This is a genomic window from Exiguobacterium artemiae 255-15 (assembly GCF_000019905.1).
In the GTDB taxonomy this organism is placed as follows: domain Bacteria; phylum Bacillota; class Bacilli; order Exiguobacteriales; family Exiguobacteriaceae; genus Exiguobacterium_A; species Exiguobacterium_A artemiae.
The window spans coordinates 2855518-2879026 of the sequence record NC_010556.1; the positions used below are offsets into that span (position 1 = coordinate 2855518).

Sequence of the window (23509 nt, forward strand, 5' to 3'; positions counted from 1 at the left end):
GCTTGTATTTTTGAAATCGCCGATAAAGTAGAACGCTTTCATTTCTCGTATACTGAAGAAGAAGTGACACACTGTTTGTTTATTCGCGAAAGGGGATCGCATTTATGATCATCGGAGTATTAAAGGAAATCAAAAACAATGAAAACCGTGTCGCGTTAACGCCTGCTGGGGTAGCAGCATTAATGGGTCAAGGACATACGGTCATCGTCGAAACAACTGCTGGTATGGGGAGCGGCTTTACAAACGAAGAGTACACGCAAGCAGGGGCACAAATCATCGAGACAGCGGCTGAAGTTTGGGCGACTGCAGAACTCGCACTGAAAGTGAAAGAACCGGTTGCTTCAGAATATCAATACTTCCGTCCGGAACTGACACTGTTCACATATCTTCACCTGGCTGCAGAACCTGAATTGACACGCGCACTCGTCGATTCAAAAATTACAGCTATCGCATACGAAACGGTCGAAAAAAACCGGACATTACCACTCTTGACACCAATGAGCGAAGTCGCTGGTCGGATGGCATCACAAATCGGAGCGCAGTTCCTCGAAAAACCACACGGCGGCATGGGAATCCTGCTCGCAGGTGTTCCGGGTGTGCGTCGCGGTAAAGTAACGGTTATCGGCGGTGGTGTCGTTGGAACAAACGCAGCGAAACTTGCGGTTGGTCTCGGTGCAGACGTAACAATCATCGATGTCAGTCCGGAACGCCTTCGTCAACTCGATGATATTTTCGGTAATTCCATCAACACATTGATTTCAAACCCGTATACGATCGCAGAAGCTGTCGCTGAAAGTGATCTCGTTGTCGGTGCCGTCTTGATTCCTGGAGCAAAAGCTCCGAAACTTGTCACGGCTGAAATGGTCGAGCGGATGAAACCGGGTTCTGTCATCGTTGACGTAGCGATCGACCAAGGTGGAATCTTCGAAACAGTCGATCGTATTTCGACACACGATGATCCGACATATGAGAAGTTCGGTGTCGTTCACTATGCGGTCGCCAACATGCCAGGTGCGGTTCCACGCACATCGACACTCGCTTTGACGAACGCGACACTTCCTTATGTATTAGAGCTTGCGAACAAAGGCACGCATCGCGCGCTGGCTGAAAACGCCGCTCTTGAAAAAGGTCTGAACGTTGTCCAAGGATTCGTCACGTACGAAGCAGTTGCACGCGATCTTGGATACACGTACAAATCGGTGGAAGATGTGCTTCATCTACACGCTTAAGCCTATCTGATAAAGATAAGAAACAGCCCGTTGCTGAAGCAATGGGCTGTTTCTTGTCTTCTCTTTCCATTATCATGAAGATATCACATGACATAAGGTGGTCTTCACATGATCCATACGTTACAAGCACAATCAAATGAGATTACAATCCCTTTCGCAGAGCTTGATCTGTTGTCGCATTTGACGTCTGAATTTGAACCCAAGCTGTTTCAGCAAAAAATTGAACGCCTGCACCAGTTGGACCCTGGGCATCCGCTTCCCGGGATTGCCAAAGCCTATGCTTTCTTTCACGAACAAAACTTTTCAGCCGCACGTCGACAACTTGAACAGGCACGTTCCGAAACCGGTGATCATGTCCGGGCGCACCTGCTGCTCGGTTTGATGAGTGAAGTCGAAAATTTTCAACATGAGGCCGAACGGCATTTCCTGGATGCGTTGTCGCTTTTTCCGGAGGAGCCGAGTGTGCATCGTCATTTAGCCGTTCATTATCACGAACGGGAATTTTTCGGCGAGGCCGCGTCTCATGCACTCCAATACCTGAAAAAAATCGGTCCCGGTGGAGAAGGGACCTTGATGACCATCGATATGATGCAGTCGATGCCGGGGCATGATGAACATGTGCTGGAGTCTCTTTACTCATTGCTGTTCGAAATTCCGGAACATCACCACGATATGGTGTTCCATTCGATTGCCGCCAACAATGCGGAAATGCGTTATGAGTTATTCCATCAGGCACTGGACGGCGAACCGGATGAAGCAACCGTCTTTCGGCTCGATTCCATGCTTTCCCTGATGGTCGAACACAGCATGTGGGCAGCCGTCTACGATCAGACGAAAGACCGGATGTGTCGGACCGTTTTTGATACGCTTTGCCGTGACTTGACGTATCGCCATGCCGGAATCCGGTCCATTCCGCTCTACCTGACGATCCGGTCCCGGTATTTCATGCGTTGTCTGTTGCACCGTTCGTAATTCACAGGGCGAATGCGACAAGAGCTCCGATCGTCAGCGGAATCAACAGGTTATCGGTATCCCGGTAAGAGACCGCTTCAATCAAGGCCGCAATGTTGGCCAGTAAAAAACCGTAACTGACGGCAAGCCAAGCCGGTTCTTCATACAATAGGAAGGTCACTGTCAACACGAGAAACGAGGCGAGAAACATCGTGATGCTACCTTCGAACGAACGACGGATTTTTCCGCGGGTGTAGAATGTTTTCCCAAAGCGTTTTCCGACGAGGGCGGCTAATCCGTCTCCCCAGGCAAGGACCATACTTCCTGCGACAAGCGCCATCGGTTCCTGTTCGAAAAAGAACAGAACCAGCAGGGCCAAGGCCATCGGGTAATACACTGTTCCATACGAAACCCGTTCCACCTGATTCATCCGCCCGGTCCCTCGTTTCAATGTAATCCAATTGATCAGTGTGAAAAAAAGCAGCGGTGTGATGGCGACATACCAATGCTCCATCCAAGCGAGGGCTAAAAACACCCAGTGCCCGACCGCGATATGAATCCACTTCCGTATCGTCTCGGGTTGCATCTGCAATTTTTTTCCCGTCCATTCGAGAAGGGCTAAGACGATTCCAACGATGACGATTGTTCCGACTGCAGCAATCCACTCCATACGAATCCCCCTTTTTTGATAGTTTCATTGTACTTCGTTCAATTGGCGTTTGCTCTTTCGAACCTTCATTTGTTAACATAAGGTCAAATGACGTTCTAGAGAGGAAGTATTCTGCATGTATGATGCTCAAGCAGTACAAACGTTATCCAGTTGCCTGCTTCGTTTGAAAGAAGGCAAAGGAATCGGGACACTTGTGTCAGAAGATGAAGCCGATCTGCCGAAAGTAATGACCCGTCTCAAACAGTTCGATCCTTCCAAAAACGGTTTATCCATTAATGAAATCGTTCACCTTGCCAATGCATTGATCGGGGAACATATGTCGGCAACGACGATTCAAAATTGGACGAAGCGCGAAGTCCGTGACATCATCGGCGTTCCGCACCGGGGTAAGAAGTATTCCATTAACCAGGCTGCCATCATTTACTTACTGGATGATTTAAAGCATTTGTTTTCACTGGAGGAAACACGTGAATTATTGACGATTGTCTTCAAAAATCCAAACATTGATGAAGATGATTTAATCAGTCCGCTTGACTTCTATCTTGTGTATACACAACATGCGGAAACAAGCGGTCCGATCGAGTTGACGGAAAAACGCTTGAGACGGTCCTTAGAGCGCATCAACGCCTACCGCCCTGAAACTGTCCACGTTCTCCAACTGTGCCTCTATGCGCGCCGTATATCGCATCTGACGCACGAAGCGAAGCAACGTCTTCAACATGTCTTACAAACTTAATAAAAAAAGATGTCCGGTCATCATCGATGGCCAGACATCTTTTTTATTTTAGACTGCTGTAAGTGACTTGTAGTTGACGTTATTCGTCAGGCTCTTTAGAACCGAGAGTAATTCGTACATCGAAAGCTTATCCGCATCTTTGACGAGACGGTATTCATCGCCGTCTTGCAGCAATTCTGCGACGACTTCTCCCGCTGAACTCCGTACTGAGAATTTTCCTTTTGTCAGGTCGAAGGAAATGGTGTACGTACCTCGTTCGTAAACGTTGTACTCACATTTCTTCGAGAAGAGTGAAAATTTCTCACGCATTTGACCTACTTCTTGACCATCGTGGTTCATCACGACCCATTTCTTGCATGTCGGGATGAACTTACCAAACGCTACCCCTCTACCTTCACCATTCATTACTTGAACACGACCTGTATCGTCGTGTTGAACCGCCCCAATCATTTGGTGGGATTCATCATAAATCGCGGCATGACCTTGCGAAAAAACGCAACCCTGCACATAGACAACTTTGCGCAACAGAAATTCTCCTCTCACTGCTAAAAAGTGCTGGTATTTCGTCCCCAGTATATTTAGACATTCCGTATAATTTTGATTTTCTTTATCTGACTGATATTTCGTTAACGAAAATGATTATTGCACCGTTTGAACAAATTGACAACCCCCTTTTGTCGACAATCATTCGACAACATTAGCGAAAGCCAATTTCATGAGCAAATTCCAGTAATTCGTTCCGATCAATCAACCGAACCTGATTCGGTTCTGCCAGACGATACGCGGCTTCCGTATAGGTCGAGTTCGTCACGACCCATCCTTCATCCATACCGTAAAACGGGACGGCCGCCGCCACTTGTTGAACGGCTTCGAGTCCTACGACCGAACCATATCGTTTCGCTTGAATCGCAATCCTATACCCTTGTGCGTCTTCAATCAATAAATCTGCTCCGAAATCACGTGAGGCCGGTGTCAACTCGACACGATACCCGGCTTTTTCAAAAAGCTCGACCAACCATTCCTCAAACTCTCGTCCTTCCATCCGGTCCAGCCGATTGGCGAGTGACGGTGTCAGGAAGGAAAGGATTAAAAAGAGTGTACACCCTACTATACTGACAATCAAGATTAAAGGTTCCCAAGAACTCGAAAAAAAATAAGCAGCGGCTCCCCCGCCTCCTGCAAATAAGAAGGCAATCATTCTTCGTTTCGTATGTGTTTGCATCGTTTTGTTCCGCCCTTCCGAGTCCGCTCGTCGGTTTACGTGTCACACCCGTCCGTAGTCGGATTCGTTCTCTATATTCATCATACTAAATTCGTGCCTGTCTTGCGTAAGTGATAGGAACGACGTCATGGGATGGAGAATATATAGAGAATACGTCACCTTACTGACTTTTTTGTACACATTCGTCTACCGCTCATTTCTTTTAAGGAGGCAGCTCATGGCAGAACATTCATCTCCTTCTTCCAGCAGAGTCATCCATGCAACGTTGCGCGCTCTCGAAGAGCCTATCGTGTTAGTGGATCGACTTGGTATCATCGACTTTGCGAACCCTGCATTTCATAATCAGTTCCAGCTGTCATCAGCTGATACATCGCTTTCTTCATTCTTCTTACTGGAGGATACACTTTTCCCGATTTCAAGCCGGATTCAAGTCGTCTCGCTTCCATACACGTTGACGATTTCTCCGGTCGAGCAGACGGATTTCTTTTTAGTCACGATCAAGTCACTTGATCTCCACCAACTATTGAATTCAACGATTGATGCCGCGATTCTCGTGACAGATCCGGATTTCCGCATCACCGCCATCAATGAGACAGCCGGCACGATGTTCGGCGTCGATCCCGCTGCGCTGCCTCAGGAGATGACACCGATCTCGATTCATGATCCGGAAGAATTCCAACTCCGGAAACAACATCTTGAACAGTTAAATCTAAAAAACTTGTCCGATGAAGATATTCTCTTGTTACACGGACGGGATACAGAAAATGACTGGACATATCACCGGACAGACGGTTCTTATTTCTACGGCCGCCTGTATATGACGCGTCTCCAAAATGGCGGTTTCTTTTTATTCATCACGGATATCAGTTCTCAAAAGCAAGTCGAGCTGCATCTCGCGAAAAGTGAACGGCGTTTCCGTCTGATTGCCGAATCGGTTCTTGAAGCCGTCATCTTTCATGATAACGGCGTCATTCTCGATGCGAACCGGGCGGCGGAAATTATTTTCCGGACCCGACTCGAACTGATGAAAGGTCATCAGATTCTCGACTTTATCCAACCCGAGTTTCAGAACTCCGTCACTCAGCGAATCATGAAGCATCATGAAGAACCGTATGAAGTCATCGGGCGGCGGGCGGACGGCACTTCTGTCGAAATTGAAGTCTTTCCCCGTGAAATAACCTACGAAAAGACCCGGATGCGCGTCGACGTTGTTCGCGACATGACCGAACAAAAGAAAATCGAAAAGATGTTAGAACGTGAAAAAAATGCCATCATGCGCCAACGCGATATCACACAGTCGATTCTCCAAGCTTCCAATGAAGGTTTTTTACTGACCGGGGAAGACGGCAGTTTTACCTATATGAACGTCAAAGCACGCAAGCTGCTGGATGTACCGGGTATCGCGCCAAGTAAAATCCAGGAACGGATTAGCATGATTCCGAATCTCGATTTAGCGACACGGTACGCCATGCTGCAGCAGGTCGAGGAATTGTTGGCAGGGAAACATTCCGAGATCTCCTTCCGCTTCACCTTGCAGCAACCGGATGAATCCGGTCATCATTACTTTGAATTTTATGCGACCTCGATCAAAAAAGAACGGAGCCGCTTTTCACGACACGGCTTCCTGTTCGTCTTCCGTGACCGGACGGAAGAACAGAAAATGGATCACGTCAAAGATGAACTGATCAGCACCGTCTCCCATGAATTACGGACACCGCTCTCATCTATCCTTGGTTTCATGGAACTGTTGCGTTACCGGCAACCGACACCTGAAAAAACGACGCGGTATGTGGAAATCGTCCATGAAGAAGCGAAGCGCCTGACGAATCTTCTCAATGATTTCTTAGACATCCAACGCATGGAAGGCGGCAAACAGGATTATGCCTTTAAACCATTTTCGTTACGCCAATTGTTGGAAGAAACGATCGAAACCTTCGGGGAGACAGCAGAGACTCATACGATCCATGCTGTGACGGACGATGACCCGATCCTTATTTTTGCCGATGAAGACAAGGTCAAACAAGTCATCATCAATCTGTTGTCCAATGCCATTAAGTATTCCCCTGCCGCTGATCATATTGATGTCCGTTTGGAAAAAACAGCAGATCAGGCCATCTTAAGCGTGACAGATTACGGCATCGGCATTCCGCCCACCGCTTTTGATAAATTATTCACGAAATTTTATCGCGTCGATAACTCCGCCGTCCGAAAAATCGGCGGAACCGGCTTAGGACTAGCTATTTGTAAAGAAATCATCGAATCTCACGGAGGCGCCATCTCCGTCGAATCGGAGTTAAATCAAGGATCGACGTTCACGATTGTATTGGAGCTGGATCCACGAAAGGATTTTGAGAAAAAATGACGCGAACTTATCTGATGACAGGATTCCCCGGATTTTTGGCAACGAAGCTGATCGAACGTTTAGCTTTGGTTCCTGAACAAATCGACTGCTTTTATCTGTTGCATCTTAAACATGAATACGCGAGCGCCGTCTCGCAGAAGGAACAGTTTTTACGGACGACGTCGCTCAAGGAAGAACAGCTGATTTTAATTGAAGGCGACATTACGAAAGAGGGGTTGGGTTTGCCCGAGTCCATCCGGAAGGAGCTGGTAAGTCGCGTCACTCATCTCTTCCATCTGGCTGCTCTTTATGACTTGGCGACTGCTTACGCTGCTGCCTTTCGGATTAACGTCACCGGCACCTCGAATGTGACGCGCCTTGCCCATACATTCGTCCACCTGGAACGTTATGTCTATTTCAGTACGGCTTATGTTTCCGGTCTCCGGATCGGAACGATTTCTGAAAACGAGTTAACACATCAGGTCGACTTTAAAAATGCCTATGAAGAAACGAAATATTTGGCAGAAGTACGATTCCGTGAAGAAGTCGGAACGTTACCCTATACGATCATCCGGCCCGGAATCGTCGTCGGACATTCCCAGACCGGTGAAACCCCGAAGTGGGATGGTGTGTATTTTGTTCTGAATGCGCTACGGCTGCTCCGTCCTTTTGCCCCGTTACCGTATGCCGGACGAGCAAACGCACTCGTCAATCTTGTTCCGTATGATTACGTCGTCAATGCGACGACGTATCTCAGTCATGCGCCAGCCGGCATCCGGACGACGTATCACCTGACCGATCCGTTCCCGCATGGTGCCCGCGCGATTTACGAGATGCTGCACGTCGTCTATTACGGTTCATATCCGAGAGGTACTGTTCCGTTTCGACTGGTCACGTCTCTTCTCACACCGCGGATCGCGAAACGCCTGCAGATGCAACGGCAGACACTCGATTACTTCGTCCATCCGGCCCGATATGATACGAGTAACGCCTTACGTGATTTGGACGGAACGGGTATCATCTGTCCGGATTTAGCGGAACTGATTCCCCGCCTTGTCACCTATTACAAAACAAAACATCCGCAGACAGGAGAACCCGTATGAATGTTTTAATAACAGGTATGAACGGAACGGTCGCGCCCGTTCTCGCAGACGTCTTCCGTTCCCATCACTACGATATCACCGCCTGGGACCGGTCCGTCGTCTCTACGACTGATTCTGCCGTCATGGAAGCGTTCATCGATCGTGTTCAACCCGACCTCTTGCTGCATATCGGGATGGGTCCGGCTGAATTCGCCGAAACACTTGCACGACTGTCCTTCGAACGAAACATTCCGTTTCTTTTTACAAGCACGGCTTCCGTCTATTCCGACGAACAAAAAGGACCTCATGATCCTGCAATCGTCCCTGCAGCAACGGATGAGTACGGAGCTTACAAACGAACGTGCGAACGGCTGATTCAAGCGGTCAATCCCGATGCCTACATCGTCCGGATTGGTTGGCAGATTGGGCAGGCAGCCGGCTCCAATAATATGATTGATTATTTGGAACGCCATGCTATCGCAGGTCCAATTCCCGCCAGCACACAGTGGTATCCTTCCTGTGCTTTTCTAGAGGATACGGCCCAGACGCTTTATACGATCGTCACGACGTATACTCCCGGTCTCTATTTGGCAAACGGAAATGCAAGTCATTCCTTTTTTGACATCGTGACCGCTTTGAACATCCTACATGGGTCGAAGTGGCACATTACTGAAGATAACAGTATGACGCGCGACGATCGGATGACCGACTCACGGGTTGTCATCCGACCAATTTCAGAACACCTGTCCTTCGTTCATTAAAAAAGTGTCGTCCGTCCCATAAAAAATGGGAGAGACGACACTTTTTTAACCATTCCCGGAAAATCAGCCAATCAGCATATTTTCTTTCGGATAACGAATCAAACGATCGTGTTGAGCGGCAAACGTAAACAGAATCGTTAACGATCCGACACGTCCGAGTAACATCATAAACATGATCAAGGCTTTCCCGAAGTCGTTTAATTCCGCCGTGACATTCAACGACAGACCAACTGTCCCGAATGCGGACACCGTCTCGAAAAACAGACCGACAAAGGAGAGATTCGGTTGGGACAAAGCAAGCAACGTCGTCACGAGAGCGATGAACAACAGACTGAACACGGCGATGGCGTAAGCTTTTTGAATTGCCTGCGGCCGGACAGTTCGCCGCATCAAGACGGTTTCCCGTTGTCCGCGCAGGTACGTCCAGACGTTTTTCAAGATGACCGCTGCCGTCGTGACCTTGATTCCGGATCCTGTCGAAGCAGAACCTGCCCCGATATACATCAAGACCATCATCAAGCCGATTGATAACGGGACCATCGTCGTTAAATCGATCGTTTGGAACCCTGCCGTCCGCGTCGTAACGACTTGGAAGAAGACGATGTGCAATGCTGCAAAAAAAGATTTATCGTGAAGCGATCCGAGATGTGATACCCACTCATAAATCATCATCGCAAGAACCCCAAGACCGTTGATGACGACAAGTGATAAGAGCATCAATTTCGAATGTAAGGAGATCTTCTTGAAATTCCGTTTAGCCGATATATCCGCGATGACGGTAAAACCGAGTCCACCGATCATCAGTAATGCTGAAATCGTCAGGATGAACGTCGTATCCTGTTGAAAACCGACCAGATTATCGCCCCATAACGCAAAGCCCGCATTATTGAAGGCCGATACAGCATGGAACAATCCGTAATACAAGGACTTACCGAACGTGTACTTATATTGAATGAACAGATCAAGCGCAATCAACAGCATCCCGATCAATTCGACGACGACAGTCGTCAGAATAATGTTCCGGGCCAGACGGATCGTACCGCCCGGACTGTCGAGATTAAACATCTCTTGAATGATGATGCGTTGCCGGATTCCGATCTTCCGTCCTGTTACGCTCAACAGGACAAGCGCAATCGTCATGAATCCGAGTCCCCCGACCTGAATCAGCAGCATCATAATGATTTGTCCCAACAGATTAAAGGATTCGGCGATATTGACCGTCGAAAGACCGGTGACCGTCCCGGCCGAAGTCGCGACAAACAAACAGTCGATGAACGGTATGTCCTGACCGTCCTGTTGAGCAATCGGTAACCACAGTAAAAATCCACCCAATAAGATGGTCAACGTAAAACCGGTCGCGATAAAACGGGCCGGTTTATCGAATAACTGATGATAAATCAGTTCCCCGAACCGTCCGAACTTCGCGAGCCGCGAACGTCTTTTATGAGAAAACATATTCGTACTCCTCCTAGATGAAATGACCCAATTGCATCTATCATACTCCCCCAAAAACATTTGTTCTATTTAAATTTTGAATCTGCTAAACGTTTTCGTTTTTTTTTGGTAAAATAGATAAAAGTCGACGTTTAATCATAAAAGGAGGTTGAGGGAAACAGTGGACCCTAGGACGGCTGACCATTCGATTGAAGATGTCTCGCGAAGGCTTGAACGCCAATCGCAATGGATGCCCGCACAGTTATATTATCAATTCGAGGAGTTATTATCGCTGCATGTGGATCAATCAATTCTAAACGAATTGTATATTGCATTAAAAAAATACGATGTATTAACCGATATAGAGCGTGACGAACGAAACGAAAGCATTCAATTGCTGATCGACGAAAACGGCGCGTGATTCTCGGTTTTTGGATTTCCGAGCAGAAGACGCCCTCTTCTGCTCTTTTTATTTTTCGTTCACGATTGGACAACATGAGGAAAGGTGGCACAACTGAAATGGATATCGTGTCGATTATTGGTATTATACTGGGGCTCATCACCTTAGTCGGAGGAATGATTTTAAAAGGGGCCTCCCCGATTGCATTGCTGAACCCTGCAGCACTTGTCATCATTTTTGTCGGTACAGCGGCAGCAATCATGATCTCATTTCCAAAAGAACGTTTAAAGATCATCCCGGCTTTGTTTAAAGTCATTTTCTTTGAGCAACAACTGATGACGAAACAAACATTGCTCCAACAATTCCTGACCCTTTCGACACAAGCCCGAAAAGAAGGTTTGCTGTCGCTTGAGACGGCACTCGAAGAAGTCGATAATGCGTTCATGCGACGTGGTGTCATGATGGTCATCGACGGTCAGCCGTCGGAATATGTCGAAGATGTCATGACGCGTGACCTTGAAAACATGACCGAACGACATCATGCAAATGCCAATATCTTCACGCAGGCCGGTACATATGCCCCAACGCTCGGTGTACTCGGAGCCGTCGTCGGACTTGTCGCCGCGCTGTCTGATTTATCCGATATCGAAAAGCTCGGACATGCGATTTCCGGTGCCTTCATCGCAACGCTGTTCGGGATTTTTACAGGATACGTCCTCTGGTTCCCGTTCGCGACAAAATTAAAGCAAAAATCAGCGACTGAAATTCAACTGTATGAAATGATGATTGAAGGGATTTTATCGATCCAGAACGGAGAATCGCCTAAAAACCTGGAGGATAAGTTACTTGTCTATCTGACACCGAAGGAGCGTGCGACGTATGAAACGGAAAAAGAAGCCGCATGACGAACACATTTCCGAAGGCTGGCTGATTCCTTACGCCGATCTCCTGACGCTGTTATTGGCCTTATTCATTGTCCTGTTCGCTTCGAGTAACGTCGATGCCGTCAAGCTGAAAGCGATGTCCCAATCGTTCAGCTCCGTCTTTAACGGCGGCTCCGGCATGATTACGAACAGTTCCTTATCGACCTCACAAGAAGAAGAGGACTCGAAAAAGACGGATGCCCGGACGAAAGCACAAAGCTATGAAATTGCTGAACTTGAAAAAATCAAGGAAGAAGCCAATGACTACATCAAACAACAGAAGCTTGAGAAGGACATCAAAGTCGAGGTTACGAATGAAGGGCTTGTCTTCAACATTCGCGACCGGGCTCTCTTCTCCCCTGCCCAAGCAGATGTCAAAGGTGACGCGATTCAAATTGCCCAAGGCATGAGTAATCTGCTCGTCAAAGCGGGACAGCGTCAAATTCAGGTGTCGGGTCATACCGATAATATTCCGATCAATACCGTTCAATATCCATCGAACTGGGAACTCAGTGCAGAACGCGCCATCAGTTTCATGCGTGCTCTTCAGCGGAATCCAAAACTGACCCCTAAACGATTTACAGTCAGCGGCTACGGCGAGTATCAACCGATTGCTTCGAATGATACGGAAAGCGGCCGCAGTCAAAATCGCCGGGTCGAAGTCTTGATCCGTCCGCTGATTGATATCAAGGCACAAAATGTCCTCGATGAGACAAAGGTCAAACCATAATATCCACTTACTAATCAAAACAGGCCCACTCCGAAAAAAATCGGAATGGGCCTGTTTTAACGTGCTGTTTAATAATATGGACGAATCATCACATACACGATGACACCCGTCAGACTGACATATAACCAAAGCGGCATTGTAAAACGGGTCCACTTTTTATGTTTCTCAAAGTTTTGATTCAAGGCATGAGCGAGTGACATCAAGACGAGCGGGACGATAATCGCCGCCAAAATGATATGCGAAATGAGAATAAAGAAGTAGACGGGACGGACAAATCCTTCGCCGCCGAATTTCGTTGATTCACTGACCGCATGATACGTCACGTACGAAATCAAGAATAACGTCGTCGTCGTGATGGCACCGCCGATGAAACGACGGTGATTGATCCGGTTGCCCCGGCGGATCGAAATCCAGGCACCGAGCAACAGCATAAAGGTAAAGCTGTTAAAGATCGCGTTTAAAAAAGGAAGCAGCGTCCAGTCAAACCCGTCACCGACCTGAACAGGCGGTGCAAAAAACAACAGTGCGACCAACAGATTGATGACGAGCGTCAAGAGGATGACGACCGGAACGAAATTACGTTTTTTAGCAGATTGTTGCATGTATTATTCTCCTTGTTTCCAATCAAAGTATCGTTTTAACCATTTTGGCAATGGACCGTCAAACAGACGTTCACGCCAGTAAAGATCGGCGGCACGCTGGACGGCTGCTCCCCGGATCGGGTACGGATGCACGACACGTGACAGCTGACCGACTTTATCTTTGCGAGCCATCGCATACACGACTTCCTGCATCCATTCACCGGCCTGTTCGCCGATGGCATGGGCACCAATCAATTTCCCGCGTTTATCGGCAATCAGTTTGACATGCCCTTCTGTCCGGCCGTTGATGACAAACCGGTCGACTTCATCCAGTCCGGTTTCGTAGACTTTGATGTCGCTGTACTTTTGACGGGCTTCTTCTTCCGTCAGTCCGAGGTGGAACAGTTCCGGTGTCGTAAACGTCACCCACGGAACGGCACGGTAATCCGGTTTGGTCCGTAAACCGAACAGAGCGTTTGTGACGACGGTTTTTCCTTCAAGACCTGCGACATGCGTAAACGGTAACGATTGAATCGTATCACCGACCGCAAAGATATGACGTTGATTCGTCCGAAGTGAACCGTCAACTTGAACATAACCTTTTTCAACATGGACGCCGGCACGGTCGAGACGTAACGCATCAATCCGCGGCTTGCGACCGACCGCAACGAGGACGGCATCTGTTTCAATGACACGGGACTCTTCACCGGTTTTGACCGTAACTTCGATTCCTTTTGCCGCTTTACGGACACTTGTCACCGTCGTATCCAAATGGAGCGTCAATTCCTGTTCAATTTGCCGTTGTAACACTTCGACCATACTGCGGTCTTCTTTCGGCATCAGTGATTTGGCACCTTCAATCACGGTTACTTCCGTTCCGAGATGCGCATAAGCTTGCGATAATTCAAGGCCAATCGCACCGCCGCCGATAACGAGTAATCGTTCCGGACGTTCCGTTTGTTCAAAAATCGTCTCATTCGTTAAGTACGGAATCGTATCGAGACCCTCAATCGGTGGAATAATCGGCTGTGATCCGGTCGAAATCGCGAATTTCTCTCCGACGACCAACTGCCCCGCCACTTCCACTTCATTGGCACTCAAGAAACTGGCTTCACCGATATAGACATCCACGCCTAAATCCTTAAACCGTTTTGTTCCGTCATGCGACTGGATGATGTTCCGGGCACGGTCAACGCTTGCTTTCGTCTTGCTGTAGACCGCTTCCCCGTTCAACGTCACATTGTATTTGGCGGCTGTCTGCTTCATGACATGAACATCGTGTGCCGCTTCAATCAATGCTTTTGACGGGACACAACCGTAATGCAGGCAATCACCGCCGAGATGCGTATGTTTTTCAATTAATGCGACGTGTGCGCCGAGACTGGCAGCCCCTGCTGCAATCGTCATTCCAGCTGCTCCGCCGCCGATTACGACCAACTGATAACTTTTCATCGGGAAGCCTCCTTATAGCGTGCCGAGATGTCTTCCATTCGTTTGCGGTTGACGCCCCAGTCGGAATAGCCGACGCGGGAAGCTGAACGGAAATGGATTTGTTGAGAAGACTCGTCGAAGTAAAATTCAACATCATCTTTAAAACGAAACACTTTACTCGAGAAGATGGAATGAATGTACGTCGAATCTTCTTTGACTACTTTCACCCGCTCAAGACTTTGAAGAATCCGCATGATTTGAAATTTTGATTCTGCTAGATTTCCGTGAAAAGGTAAAGGTGTCATCTTCAACGCTTCTTTATCCGTCTGTGTCGATACCGCGTTCGGTTTCCCTGTGAGCGGACTTAATTTGCCGTTCGATACGCCAAGTGCCATGACTGATTCCTCCATTCGTTTCGTCTTGCTGTGAATCATGATTCTGATTTTACTTTACCAGTTCAGTTTCGAAAGCGCTTCTCATTTGACTTTTCCGTTATGCTTTCGTGACCGGCAACAGGATGGTCGCAATGGCTCCGCCTTCCGGTTGGTTATCGATGAACAATTTCCCTTCATGGGCTTCCACCAGTTCCCGGCAAATCGCCAGTCCGAGTCCTGTTCCACCTTTCCCTTTTTGGACCTGATAAAACTTCTCCGTCACGTGGCGGAGATGATTTTTCGGAATCCCGGGACCTTCATCGCTGAAGGATAAAAAGAGGACACGTTCCGAACGGACAAGACGGATCGTAATTTCACCGTCAACCGGCGAAAAGCGGATTGCATTGTCGAGCAAATTCAAAAAGACCTGTTTCAAACGGTTCTCATCATATAAACCGACGACCTGTGCCGGTAATTTCCGGATGATCCGGATGTTTTTCTCCTCCAGCTTTTGCCGGAGTTGCGCCGTCACCGTCTCGATGACTTCCGTCAGATTCACTTCCTGCCGGTACAGAACTAAACGACTCGTTTCGAGCTTTGAAAAATCCAGTAACTGTTCGACGAGGGAAATCAGGCGTTCGGTTTCGGAATGGATGATCCCCATTCCGAGCGAGGCTTCTTCCGGCAATCGTTCCGGCTCTGCGAGCAACGTTTCACTCCACCCTTTGATCGAGGTCAAAGGTGTTCGCAACTCATGCGAAATACCGGAAATGAACTCATCTTTTAACGTTTCCTGTTGTTTGATCTGTTGTCCCATATAGTTGATCGTCCGGGCCAGCTCCCCCAGTTCAAACGTATACTCTTCATTGACTTTGACATCATAATGCTGTTTGGCAATTTGATCGGACGCACCGATGACTTCCTGAATCGGACGAACGATCGACGATACGAGACGGGACGAATAAATGTAGGCCAGTCCCCAAATGACGACACCTAACAGGAGAATCGCCAAACAAATTTCAATGACCCGCTGATCGATTTTCGCAAGCGACGTCGTATAACGCAGTGCTCCCGTCGTCTGTCCGAAAGAAACAATCGGTTCCGTCACTTCAAGCAGATGTTCCCCTGTCGTCGGATCATCATAACGTTTCGTGATTGTTCCCCCGCTCAACAGACGGGTCACTTCCTGTTTCGTCATGTTTCGTTTTGAGACGAATCCCGTCGACGAATAGCGGGGAATCCCCTTCGCATCTAGGACTTCGATTTCTGCATCCGTGTAGGCATAGGAATCGAGTACGTCATGAATCGTCGCCTCTGAATCTTGAAAATCATAGGCAAGACCGCTGTTCGCAAATAAGACGGCACTGGCATTCGCATGTCGTTTCAAGACATCGGTCGCCGTCACATAATAATAGTTATACGTCACGAAGGATAAGATTCCGATGACGAGCAGCACCGTCACCGTGATGATCGTCATGAACCGCATCAAAATCTGTCGTTTCATTTTTCGTTACGCCACTTATAGCCATGACCCCACAACGTCTCGATGAATTGGGGTTCCGCTGGATTTTCTTCGATTTTCTGACGCAACCGGCGAATGTTGACGTCGACCGTCTTACGATCTCCGAAATAATTTTCGCCCCACACCGCATCGAGCAACTCATCCCGCGACATGACTTGATCTTCATTTTTGATGAAATGGCACAACAAATCATATTCCGTCGGTGTGACTTCGACATCGACTCCTGCTTTTTGCACCCGCTTCGCTCCGAGATCAATCCGAAATGGTCCGGAGACCAGTTCACGCGGTTGTTTCCGGCGGCGGAGCGTCTCGACCCGGCGGAGCAGGGATTGAATACGTGCCAACAGTTCAGCCGGACTGAACGGCTTCGCAATATAATCATCCGCCCCGACGCTGAGTCCCATGACTTTATCTTCTTCGCGCGTTCGCGCAGTCAGCATGATGATGCCGACAACTTCATCTTTCGAGCGGGCCTGTTCGCAGACCGCGAATCCGTCGACTTCGGGCATCATGATGTCGAGCAGCAGGATATCGAACGTCTGCTGTTCAAAATAGTCCAGTGCTTCCCGTCCGTTCTCCGCTTCAATCACTTCATATCCTGCACGTTTTAAATTAATGACGATGAAACTGCGAATCGCATGTTCATCCTCGGCCACTAATATTTTAGTCATCTTATTTTCCTCCTGCTTTTTCCTTTATTCCACGAGTGCTACGTTGGCAGCGTACTCTTCATAGGATTGATTGGTCGAGATGACATACACGTAATCAATGCCTTCTTTGATTTTTTTCTTGCGATGACTGGCGATGTATTGCGTCTTCGGAATGATTTCGAGCTCAAAATCAATCGTCCCGGTATCCCGGTTGATGAACCGGACCCGGTTGTCCTTTTTCTCAATCGTTTCACGCGTCGCCCAGTTTGCCGGGAAACGCATCACGAAATTGTATTCGAGATCGATGTATTGCTCTTCCCGAAGTTCAAAGCCGCTTTCGAGAAATGGTTGCACGTCGGCGCCATTCCAAGCGTAATATGCCGTAATCCGCGGTTTTTCTTCGGCCGCGCGTCCGATGCTTCCGTCAGGCGTATATTGATGCGCAAATTCGATGACACCGTCCTGATCGACATCTTTCGGGAACGTATACATCGGCTCGACGATTTCTGATGTCTCACCCCAACGGATGGGTGTCAGCCGGGTTTCTTCAAGCTGAAAGACCAGCAGATGCATCTTGGCTTCACGGGTAAAGGAGACGAATACCCCTTTTTTCTTGGCCGGATTGACGGTATCGATTTCAAACAGGTCATGATCCGCAAACAAATCACCGTCTTTGACCGGCAGTGTGATGTCTTGCCGGTTGGTCGGATTTAAGGCTTCTTCATAATATATGAGTTCTGTCGTCTGTTCTTTTTTGAGCAACACCATATCCTGACGTCGATCCTGATTCAAATCGGCAATCGTCAATCGATCATATGTATCGATTTTCGTAACGTGAATCGATGGCTTCATCAAATCTTTCAGGAGATAAACGGTATTCTTTTCAAGACTCGTCACACCAATCATCAGTTGATTCGACTTTTGGGATTCATCCAGGATGACATGGAGCTGGTCAATCGATCGGCCTGTCGCAATCGGCTGGCTGACACGCAACACCCACTTCTTTTTCAGGCGTTCATGTACCAACACTCTGATTTGAAATGCTCCCTGATGTTCAATCCGGTAAAACGTAATGGCTTCGTCCCGCCCATCCCGGTTTAAATCAATCAATTCATACAGCCTGGAAATGGATTGATTACGCGGCGCCACGATTTCCGCCTCTGTCGGCAAATCGGTATCAATTCTTGCTTTTAATGACTTTTCCCATTCCGGTAAAGCCGGGTGCTCCAGCAAGGAAGCAGGATGAGGCAGTGTAAGACCACATCCGGCCAAATATAGGGTCGATAAGAAAATTATAAAATATTTCATCAGACTTAAATCCTTTCCATACATGCTCTTCTCAAACTTTATCACACTCTTTCAAGCGAGAGTATATTGTGGAATAAGAGTCAACTTGTTAAGATGTAACAGATATTCGAAAGGGGTTTATATTTATGGCTTACGAAATGATTGTACTTGATCTTGACGATACATTATTGACGAGCGACCACACGATTTCTCCAAAAACAAAACAATCGTTACTCGATGCACAGCGTCGCGGAAAAAAAGTCGTGCTCGCGAGCGGCCGTCCGACTTACGCGATGATTGATTTGGCAAAAGAGCTCGAACTTGCCCGCTACGGCAGTTATATTCTGAGTTTCAACGGGGCTTCGATCATCGACTGTAAAACAAACGAGTCCCTGTTCTCCAGTACCCTTCTTCCGGAAACCGTACATCGCCTTTACGATTTAAGTAAACGTGAAAATATCGATATCCACACATATGTCGGGCACGAGATTTTTACGGAACGGGCTAACGAATTTTCGACGATTGAAGGCGAACTGACAGGAATGGATGTCATCACGGTTCCGGACTTCAAGGCAGCCATTACAGAACCGGTCGTCAAGTGTTTGATGCTTGCGGAAGAAAATCGTTTGGCGGAAGTCGAGCTGAAACTTCAGCTTGAGTTAGCCGGTGAGCTCGCCGTCGCCCGCTCCAAACCGTTTTTCCTCGAATTTACGGAGGCCGGCGTGACGAAAGGAACAAGTCTCGCGTTGCTGGCTGAACGCCTCGGGATCAAACAGGCAGATGTCATCGCGTGCGGAGACGGCAACAATGATTTATCGATGATTGAATGGGCCGGTCTTGGTGTTGCCATGGCAAATGCTGCCGATACCGTCAAAGAAAAAGCCCAGTACATGACTGCCTCTAATGATGAAGACGGCATTGCCCTCGTCATCGAAAAATTCATGATGGACTGAACAAAAAAACCAATCCACTCCATTGTTGTCGGAGTAGATTGGTTTTTTGGGATGTCAGGAGATACACCAGTCGATCGGTGTTCGATTTTGTTGCTGCAACCAGTCGTTCGTTTGCGAGTACGGCCGGCTGCCGAAAAACCCGCGGCTCGCCGAAAGCGGACTCGGATGAACGGATTCGAGAACAAGGTGCCGATTCGTATCAATCAAACTCTTTTTACTTTTCGCATGGTTTCCCCAAAGAATGAATACAATCGGTTGTTCCTGTTGTCCAAGCACTTCGATGACGCGATCCGTAAACGATTCCCAACCTTTTTTGGCGTGAGAACCCGCTTTTCCTGCTTCGACTGTCAAGGACGTATTCAGTAAAAACACACCTTGGTTCGACCAGGCTTCCAGATTACCCGTCGTCGGTGCAGGACATCCGAGATCGGACATTAATTCCTTGTACATGTTACGTAAGGACGGCGGAATTGCAACCCCGTCATTGACGGAAAAACTCAGTCCATTCGCCTGATTCGGTCCGTGGTACGGATCCTGCCCCAAGATGACGCAACGGACATCCTGCGGTGCCACCGCGTCAAAGGCATGGAAAATCCGATCCTTCGGCGGATAAACCGTCGTTTCCCGGTAAGCAGTCTTGACGAAATCCCAGAGCCGGATAAAGTAGTCTTTTTCTTTCTCTTCTTTTAAAATCTCTTGCCAGGCTGTATGCATCCCGTTCGCTCCTTTTTCAGTCTCAAGCCCCTGTTCGTCCGGCCTGATTCTGCTATGATGGTATATGAGGTGGAATAAAGATGATTCAAACAATTCAGTTGTTCGGGTTGCCTTTTGTCGATGCAACACCGTCGCATTGGTATACCCATATTAAAACGATTTTACACAATAACGAAAAGGCTTTTCTCGTCACCGCTAATCCGGAACTCGTTTTACGGTCTTTGCGTGATCCCGCGTACAAGCATATTTTACAACAAGCGACGTTCATCACGCCTGACGGAATCGGCGTGACGGCAGCCAGTAAACGGATGGGGAAACCGCTCACTGCGACATTACCCGGCATCGAGACGGCCCGTGAACTGCTCCGGACTGCCGATGCTTTAAAAAAACGTGTCTTTCTGCTCGGCGGTCGTCCGGAAGTCATGAAGTCGCTGATTCAGCAATTATCGATTCGTTTTCCTGATATCCAGTTCGTCGGAACCTTTCACGGATTCGGCAAGGAAGAAGAAGCCGCAAAAGCAATCCGGTCGGTCGAAGCGGATTTGATTTTGGTCGCTCTCGGGGCACCGAAACAGGAAGAATGGATTGCCTCTGTTTACGATCAGGTCGACCGCGGACTTTTCATCGGTGTCGGTGGTGCCTTTGATGTCTGGTCGGGTCACAGTAAACGGGCGCCCAAATTATTCCGGCAGTTAAAGTTGGAATGGCTGTACCGGATTTCGAGTCATCCGCGCGGACTCGAGAAATTGAAGGATTTACTCCTGTTTGCGTCTCTCGTCTTACGGAAAAAAACGCATCTGTAAACAAAAAATACCCGCTGTCCGGTTGAACGGACAGCGGGTATTTTCGTTTCTTATGCGTTGACTGTTGAGAATGAACGGCCAAGTTCTTTTGCTTTTGCGATTGCTTCTTCTTTAATTTCTTCTGCTTTTTCTGGGTTCATTGCCATACCTTCGATGAACAATGAGTTGTAGTCTGTTACACCAGTGAAAGCAAGTGCTTGACGGAGGTAGTCATCACCGAAGTTGAGGCCAGAACCAGTGTAGACACCGCCTGTTGCCTGGATGTGGAGCGCTTTTTTGCCTTCCATCAATCCTTTAGGACCTTCTGCCGTGTAAGCAAATGTTTTACCTGCAAGAAGAACGCTGTCGATGTACATTTTAAGACGTGCTGGGAATGAGAAGTTCCACATTGGCGTCACGAATACGTATTCGTCCGCTTCCATGTACTGCTCAAGGTGTTTCGTCATTGTACCGACTTTAGCGATTTCTACTTCTGAAAGCTCTTCGCCTGTAGCGAATTTGCCCCATGCGCTGAGTACGTCTGTATCGATTTCTTGGACATCTTCTTTATATAGATCAAGAACTTGGACTTCAGCGTTCGGGTTAGCTGCTTTGTAGCTTTCGAGGAAAGCTTCACCAGCTTGAAGGCTGAATGAATGTTCTGTTGATTTCGGGTTTACAGTTACATAAAGTAATTTAGTCATTTTTATTTCTCCCTTTTATTTAAAGTAAATTCTGTAAGTAAATATACCAACACCATTTTCTTTTGTCAATTAGTTTGATTTCAAAGAAAGCAACAAAAAAAGCTTAATCAGGATGATTAGGCTTTTTTTGAATGTGTATAATGGTCTGCACGATGACCGATCCGTTTGAGCTGATCGATCAACTGTTCTTTTTCTGGAATCGAAAGGTCACTGAACAAGTCTGTGAGGAACGCTTCGTGCTTCGGGAACGTTTCTTCCATTAATTCTCTTCCCGCCTCCGTCAGTGTTCCGAACGTTACACGACGATCCGTCGGGCATGATCGTCGGGCCAGGAGACCCCGGTTCTCTAATTTATCCACGACGTACGTGACACTGCCACTCGTTAATAAGATTTTATCGCCGATTTGTTGAAGTGGTGTATCGCCTTTGTGGTACAACAATTCCAGTACACCAAATTCCGATAAATTCAGCTGATGGGTCTTGATGTCTACTTTCACTTGTTCCGCTACTGCATGCATTGTGCGAGATAGAACAACGAGCATTTTTAATGCCAGCTTCGAGTCTGTCGATTCCATTTTACGTTCGCCCCTCTTTATCTTGATTCGAACCAATCATAGACCTCTTTTTTCCATTGGTCAATTCCAGTCCGGATTTTCCACTTTTATGACGGACCTCTCAGTTTTTGCTTGCCGTGAAACGCGTTTCATAGTTTACGGTCTTGATATACACTACAAGGGAGGTCTTCTCATGTCAGTTCAAACATTCTTGTCTCGTCTCGTTCAGAAAAATGTTGCTTACGAATTAGCGATTGAACAGTTGCACACATCGACCGGTTACTATTTGTGTAAGCATACGTTGGTCGATCAATTCCCGGACTTGCCGCCAGCTCATCAGGTCGAACTGCTTCAAAGAATTTCGGAACAACTCGATCGTTCGGCTTGGCTGGAAGGCCCGATCACGAGACAGGACTGGATTAAGATCCATCAACAATTATCCAACAGCTAGGAGGAACCTTTGATGACCAACATTCGTGACTTAGCACGTGAAGCAGAGGTTTCAGTGACGACAGTCTCGCGTGTCCTCAATGATCATCCGTACGTCGCGGAAGATAAACGCCGGGCCGTCCAGGACGCCATCACAAAGCTCGGTTATATCCGTAATCAAACCGCTGTCCAGTTGTCGACCGGTCAAACGAAAACGATCGGTGTCATGCTACCTTACGTCGATCATCCCTACCACGCTGCCATCCTGCACGGGATTGCCCAGTGCGCTTTTGAGGAAGGCTATCGTTTTTTGACGTGGCAGACGAACTATATTGCGTCACATGAACAGACGGTTCTTCAAGCCCTCGCCCAACGTGAAGTTGACGGACTGATTGTCGTGTCCCACAGTCTGCCGGTCGATGAGATTTTACGATACGAGCAGTACGGTCCGATTGTGTTTTGTGAGCATCATGAAGATGTCTCTTCCGTCTATATCAATCATTATACCGCGTTTCAAAGCGGGTTAAAGACCCTTCAGTCTTTCGGGCATACTCAGATCGGGATTTGTCTTGGTCGCCCTGACAGCACAAACAGCCGTGCCCGAAAGCAGGCCTATCAGGATACCGTGTCACCGGAAGATACGTCATGGATTTATCAACAGGCGTTGACGATTGAGGACGGAGCCGACATCGCCCGGCAGTGGTCCAATCAATCCTGTCGCCCAAGTGCTTTGTTAACCGCCAGTGACCATGTGGCCGCGGGTATCATTCTCGAGCTTCGCAAACAAGGTTACCGGATTCCGGAAGATTTAGCCGTGATCGGATTCGACGGCAGTGATTTGGCTGTCGTCCTGAATCTGACGACGGTTGCCGTCCCTTATGAGACGATCGGCCGCCAAGCCTTTTTCATCGCGATCAGCGACAATTGGCGCGACCATCCTCAAATCGAAATCCCGACTGCTCTGCTGAGTGGATTAACGGCTGTTAAAGTCAAAGAATAGATGAAAACCCGCTCTTGTCTCGCAAATGCGTCAAGAGCGGGTTTTTTGA

General features: G+C 48.0%; 26 protein-coding genes. 13 read left to right on the forward strand and 13 right to left on the reverse strand.

From position 1 onward, the window contains the following. Positions 1 to 104: 104 nt before the first annotated feature. On the forward strand, positions 105 to 1229 hold the full coding sequence (gene ald / locus EXIG_RS14615; protein WP_012371731.1) for an alanine dehydrogenase: 1125 nt from the start codon (positions 105 to 107) through the stop codon (positions 1227 to 1229). Between the two features lie 108 nt (positions 1230 to 1337). Beyond that, positions 1338 to 2201 carry a tetratricopeptide repeat protein gene (locus tag EXIG_RS14620; protein ID WP_012371732.1) on the forward strand — a complete coding sequence of 288 codons (864 nt, stop codon included), beginning with the start codon at positions 1338 to 1340 and terminating at the stop codon, positions 2199 to 2201. A 1-nt stretch (position 2202) separates the two neighbouring features. Here EXIG_RS14620 and EXIG_RS14625 read toward each other — a convergent pair whose 3' ends face one another. Continuing rightward, positions 2203 to 2850 (reverse strand): diacylglycerol/polyprenol kinase family protein, encoded by a 648-nt coding sequence (locus EXIG_RS14625; protein WP_012371733.1) that lies wholly within the window; start codon positions 2848 to 2850, stop codon positions 2203 to 2205. 115 nt (positions 2851 to 2965) lie between these two features. Here EXIG_RS14625 and EXIG_RS14630 point away from each other — a divergent pair, with 115 nt between their 5' ends. Continuing rightward, positions 2966 to 3586 (forward strand): DUF1836 domain-containing protein, encoded by a 621-nt coding sequence (locus tag EXIG_RS14630; RefSeq protein WP_012371734.1) that lies wholly within the window; start codon positions 2966 to 2968, stop codon positions 3584 to 3586. A gap of 48 nt (positions 3587 to 3634) precedes the next feature. On the opposite strand, the gene EXIG_RS14635 is transcribed toward EXIG_RS14630, so the two are convergent. Together EXIG_RS14635 and EXIG_RS14640 are read right to left on the reverse strand one after the other, a co-directional pair. Next, positions 3635 to 4111 (reverse strand): LURP-one-related family protein, encoded by a 477-nt coding sequence (locus tag EXIG_RS14635; RefSeq protein ID WP_012371735.1) that lies wholly within the window; start codon positions 4109 to 4111, stop codon positions 3635 to 3637. A 172-nt stretch (positions 4112 to 4283) separates the two neighbouring features. After that, positions 4284 to 4808 (reverse strand): restriction endonuclease, encoded by a 525-nt coding sequence (locus EXIG_RS14640; protein ID WP_012371736.1) that lies wholly within the window; start codon positions 4806 to 4808, stop codon positions 4284 to 4286. Between the two features lie 217 nt (positions 4809 to 5025). Here EXIG_RS14640 and EXIG_RS14645 point away from each other — a divergent pair, with 217 nt between their 5' ends. Genes EXIG_RS14645 through EXIG_RS14655 form a run of 3 tightly spaced genes read left to right on the forward strand, consistent with a single transcriptional unit; the run spans position 5026 to position 8992 of the window. Beyond that, the gene (locus tag EXIG_RS14645; RefSeq protein ID WP_012371737.1) at positions 5026 to 7170 is read left to right on the forward strand and encodes a PAS domain-containing sensor histidine kinase; all 2145 of its coding nucleotides are present in this window, start codon (positions 5026 to 5028) and stop codon (positions 7168 to 7170) included. Beyond that, positions 7167 to 8252: an SDR family oxidoreductase gene (locus tag EXIG_RS14650; RefSeq protein ID WP_012371738.1), complete on the forward strand. Its 1086-nt coding sequence runs from the start codon at positions 7167 to 7169 to the stop codon at positions 8250 to 8252. Before EXIG_RS14645 ends, EXIG_RS14650 begins: the two co-directional genes overlap by 4 nt. Continuing rightward, positions 8249 to 8992: a sugar nucleotide-binding protein gene (locus EXIG_RS14655; RefSeq protein ID WP_012371739.1), complete on the forward strand. Its 744-nt coding sequence runs from the start codon at positions 8249 to 8251 to the stop codon at positions 8990 to 8992. Before EXIG_RS14650 ends, EXIG_RS14655 begins: the two co-directional genes overlap by 4 nt. 63 nt (positions 8993 to 9055) lie before the next feature. Here EXIG_RS14655 and EXIG_RS14660 read toward each other — a convergent pair whose 3' ends face one another. Then, positions 9056 to 10447 carry a TrkH family potassium uptake protein gene (locus EXIG_RS14660; protein WP_012371740.1) on the reverse strand — a complete coding sequence of 464 codons (1392 nt, stop codon included), beginning with the start codon at positions 10445 to 10447 and terminating at the stop codon, positions 9056 to 9058. Between the two features lie 160 nt (positions 10448 to 10607). On the opposite strand from EXIG_RS14660, the gene EXIG_RS14665 reads away from it, so the two are divergent. The 3 genes from EXIG_RS14665 to EXIG_RS14675 all read left to right on the forward strand — a co-directional run bounded on the left by EXIG_RS14665 (position 10608) and on the right by EXIG_RS14675 (position 12479). Beyond that, the gene (locus EXIG_RS14665) at positions 10608 to 10847 is read left to right on the forward strand and encodes a hypothetical protein (RefSeq protein ID WP_012371741.1); all 240 of its coding nucleotides are present in this window, start codon (positions 10608 to 10610) and stop codon (positions 10845 to 10847) included. 98 nt (positions 10848 to 10945) lie between these two features. Further along, positions 10946 to 11731 (forward strand): flagellar motor stator protein MotA, encoded by a 786-nt coding sequence (gene motA / locus EXIG_RS14670; RefSeq protein ID WP_012371742.1) that lies wholly within the window; start codon positions 10946 to 10948, stop codon positions 11729 to 11731. Continuing rightward, positions 11706 to 12479 carry a flagellar motor protein MotB gene (locus EXIG_RS14675; protein WP_012371743.1) on the forward strand — a complete coding sequence of 258 codons (774 nt, stop codon included), beginning with the start codon at positions 11706 to 11708 and terminating at the stop codon, positions 12477 to 12479. The genes motA and EXIG_RS14675 overlap by 26 nt, the downstream gene beginning before the upstream one ends. Before the next feature lie 68 nt (positions 12480 to 12547). On the opposite strand, the gene EXIG_RS14680 is transcribed toward EXIG_RS14675, so the two are convergent. From EXIG_RS14680 to EXIG_RS14705, 6 genes are all read right to left on the reverse strand, one after another. Further along, entirely contained in the window at positions 12548 to 13081 is a 534-nt protein-coding gene (locus EXIG_RS14680; RefSeq protein WP_012371744.1) for a DUF420 domain-containing protein, read from the reverse strand. Between the two features lie 3 nt (positions 13082 to 13084). Then, complete coding sequence (locus tag EXIG_RS14685; RefSeq protein ID WP_012371745.1) at positions 13085 to 14512, reverse strand: dihydrolipoyl dehydrogenase family protein; 1428 nt, start codon at positions 14510 to 14512, stop codon at positions 13085 to 13087. After that, the gene (locus tag EXIG_RS14690; RefSeq protein ID WP_012371746.1) at positions 14509 to 14886 is read right to left on the reverse strand and encodes a DUF1499 domain-containing protein; all 378 of its coding nucleotides are present in this window, start codon (positions 14884 to 14886) and stop codon (positions 14509 to 14511) included. The genes EXIG_RS14685 and EXIG_RS14690 overlap by 4 nt, the downstream gene beginning before the upstream one ends. Before the next feature lie 97 nt (positions 14887 to 14983). Continuing rightward, positions 14984 to 16369: a sensor histidine kinase gene (locus EXIG_RS14695; protein ID WP_012371747.1), complete on the reverse strand. Its 1386-nt coding sequence runs from the start codon at positions 16367 to 16369 to the stop codon at positions 14984 to 14986. Beyond that, complete coding sequence (locus EXIG_RS14700; RefSeq protein WP_012371748.1) at positions 16366 to 17058, reverse strand: response regulator transcription factor; 693 nt, start codon at positions 17056 to 17058, stop codon at positions 16366 to 16368. Before EXIG_RS14700 ends, EXIG_RS14695 begins: the two co-directional genes overlap by 4 nt. 24 nt (positions 17059 to 17082) lie before the next feature. After that, complete coding sequence (locus EXIG_RS14705) at positions 17083 to 18345, reverse strand: hypothetical protein (RefSeq protein WP_234944550.1); 1263 nt, start codon at positions 18343 to 18345, stop codon at positions 17083 to 17085. Between the two features lie 125 nt (positions 18346 to 18470). On the opposite strand from EXIG_RS14705, the gene EXIG_RS14710 reads away from it, so the two are divergent. Next, positions 18471 to 19277 (forward strand): Cof-type HAD-IIB family hydrolase, encoded by an 807-nt coding sequence (locus EXIG_RS14710; RefSeq protein WP_012371750.1) that lies wholly within the window; start codon positions 18471 to 18473, stop codon positions 19275 to 19277. Between the two features lie 54 nt (positions 19278 to 19331). Here the strand turns inward: EXIG_RS14710 and EXIG_RS14715 are convergent, their stop codons facing one another. Continuing rightward, the gene (locus EXIG_RS14715; protein ID WP_012371751.1) at positions 19332 to 19991 is read right to left on the reverse strand and encodes a uracil-DNA glycosylase; all 660 of its coding nucleotides are present in this window, start codon (positions 19989 to 19991) and stop codon (positions 19332 to 19334) included. A gap of 80 nt (positions 19992 to 20071) precedes the next feature. Here EXIG_RS14715 and EXIG_RS14720 point away from each other — a divergent pair, with 80 nt between their 5' ends. Next, positions 20072 to 20794, forward strand: coding sequence for a WecB/TagA/CpsF family glycosyltransferase (locus EXIG_RS14720; protein WP_012371752.1), 723 nt, complete (start codon positions 20072 to 20074; stop codon positions 20792 to 20794). Between the two features lie 50 nt (positions 20795 to 20844). On the opposite strand, the gene EXIG_RS14725 is transcribed toward EXIG_RS14720, so the two are convergent. Together EXIG_RS14725 and EXIG_RS14730 are read right to left on the reverse strand one after the other, a co-directional pair. After that, the gene (locus EXIG_RS14725; protein ID WP_012371753.1) at positions 20845 to 21477 is read right to left on the reverse strand and encodes an NAD(P)H-dependent oxidoreductase; all 633 of its coding nucleotides are present in this window, start codon (positions 21475 to 21477) and stop codon (positions 20845 to 20847) included. A gap of 116 nt (positions 21478 to 21593) precedes the next feature. Beyond that, entirely contained in the window at positions 21594 to 22052 is a 459-nt protein-coding gene (locus EXIG_RS14730) for a MarR family winged helix-turn-helix transcriptional regulator (RefSeq protein WP_012371754.1), read from the reverse strand. 172 nt (positions 22053 to 22224) lie between these two features. Here EXIG_RS14730 and EXIG_RS14735 point away from each other — a divergent pair, with 172 nt between their 5' ends. Together EXIG_RS14735 and EXIG_RS14740 are read left to right on the forward strand one after the other, a co-directional pair. Then, the gene (locus EXIG_RS14735; protein ID WP_012371755.1) at positions 22225 to 22482 is read left to right on the forward strand and encodes a hypothetical protein; all 258 of its coding nucleotides are present in this window, start codon (positions 22225 to 22227) and stop codon (positions 22480 to 22482) included. A gap of 12 nt (positions 22483 to 22494) precedes the next feature. Continuing rightward, entirely contained in the window at positions 22495 to 23460 is a 966-nt protein-coding gene (locus tag EXIG_RS14740) for a LacI family DNA-binding transcriptional regulator (protein ID WP_012371756.1), read from the forward strand. Positions 23461 to 23509 lie beyond the last annotated feature (49 nt).

What these genes read in the sequence shown, in the direction of transcription:
- ald (WP_012371731.1), top strand. Translation starts at nt 105, where the DNA reads ATGATCATCGGAGTATTAAAGGAAATCAAAAACAATGAAAACCGTGTC.
- EXIG_RS14620 (WP_012371732.1), top strand. Translation starts at nt 1,338, where the DNA reads ATGATCCATACGTTACAAGCACAATCAAATGAGATTACAATCCCTTTC.
- EXIG_RS14625 (WP_012371733.1), bottom strand. Translation starts at nt 2,850, where the DNA reads ATGGAGTGGATTGCTGCAGTCGGAACAATCGTCATCGTTGGAATCGTC.
- EXIG_RS14630 (WP_012371734.1), top strand. Translation starts at nt 2,966, where the DNA reads ATGTATGATGCTCAAGCAGTACAAACGTTATCCAGTTGCCTGCTTCGT.
- EXIG_RS14640 (WP_012371736.1), bottom strand. Translation starts at nt 4,808, where the DNA reads ATGCAAACACATACGAAACGAAGAATGATTGCCTTCTTATTTGCAGGA.
- EXIG_RS14645 (WP_012371737.1), top strand. Translation starts at nt 5,026, where the DNA reads ATGGCAGAACATTCATCTCCTTCTTCCAGCAGAGTCATCCATGCAACG.
- EXIG_RS14650 (WP_012371738.1), top strand. Translation starts at nt 7,167, where the DNA reads ATGACGCGAACTTATCTGATGACAGGATTCCCCGGATTTTTGGCAACG.
- EXIG_RS14655 (WP_012371739.1), top strand. Translation starts at nt 8,249, where the DNA reads ATGAATGTTTTAATAACAGGTATGAACGGAACGGTCGCGCCCGTTCTC.
- EXIG_RS14660 (WP_012371740.1), bottom strand. Translation starts at nt 10,447, where the DNA reads ATGTTTTCTCATAAAAGACGTTCGCGGCTCGCGAAGTTCGGACGGTTC.
- motA (WP_012371742.1), top strand. Translation starts at nt 10,946, where the DNA reads ATGGATATCGTGTCGATTATTGGTATTATACTGGGGCTCATCACCTTA.
- EXIG_RS14675 (WP_012371743.1), top strand. Translation starts at nt 11,706, where the DNA reads ATGAAACGGAAAAAGAAGCCGCATGACGAACACATTTCCGAAGGCTGG.
- EXIG_RS14680 (WP_012371744.1), bottom strand. Translation starts at nt 13,081, where the DNA reads ATGCAACAATCTGCTAAAAAACGTAATTTCGTTCCGGTCGTCATCCTC.
- EXIG_RS14685 (WP_012371745.1), bottom strand. Translation starts at nt 14,512, where the DNA reads ATGAAAAGTTATCAGTTGGTCGTAATCGGCGGCGGAGCAGCTGGAATG.
- EXIG_RS14690 (WP_012371746.1), bottom strand. Translation starts at nt 14,886, where the DNA reads ATGGCACTTGGCGTATCGAACGGCAAATTAAGTCCGCTCACAGGGAAA.
- EXIG_RS14695 (WP_012371747.1), bottom strand. Translation starts at nt 16,369, where the DNA reads ATGAAACGACAGATTTTGATGCGGTTCATGACGATCATCACGGTGACG.
- EXIG_RS14700 (WP_012371748.1), bottom strand. Translation starts at nt 17,058, where the DNA reads ATGACTAAAATATTAGTGGCCGAGGATGAACATGCGATTCGCAGTTTC.
- EXIG_RS14705 (WP_234944550.1), bottom strand. Translation starts at nt 18,345, where the DNA reads ATGAAATATTTTATAATTTTCTTATCGACCCTATATTTGGCCGGATGT.
- EXIG_RS14710 (WP_012371750.1), top strand. Translation starts at nt 18,471, where the DNA reads ATGGCTTACGAAATGATTGTACTTGATCTTGACGATACATTATTGACG.
- EXIG_RS14715 (WP_012371751.1), bottom strand. Translation starts at nt 19,991, where the DNA reads ATGCATACAGCCTGGCAAGAGATTTTAAAAGAAGAGAAAGAAAAAGAC.
- EXIG_RS14720 (WP_012371752.1), top strand. Translation starts at nt 20,072, where the DNA reads ATGATTCAAACAATTCAGTTGTTCGGGTTGCCTTTTGTCGATGCAACA.
- EXIG_RS14725 (WP_012371753.1), bottom strand. Translation starts at nt 21,477, where the DNA reads ATGACTAAATTACTTTATGTAACTGTAAACCCGAAATCAACAGAACAT.
- EXIG_RS14730 (WP_012371754.1), bottom strand. Translation starts at nt 22,052, where the DNA reads ATGGAATCGACAGACTCGAAGCTGGCATTAAAAATGCTCGTTGTTCTA.
- EXIG_RS14735 (WP_012371755.1), top strand. Translation starts at nt 22,225, where the DNA reads ATGTCAGTTCAAACATTCTTGTCTCGTCTCGTTCAGAAAAATGTTGCT.
- EXIG_RS14740 (WP_012371756.1), top strand. Translation starts at nt 22,495, where the DNA reads ATGACCAACATTCGTGACTTAGCACGTGAAGCAGAGGTTTCAGTGACG.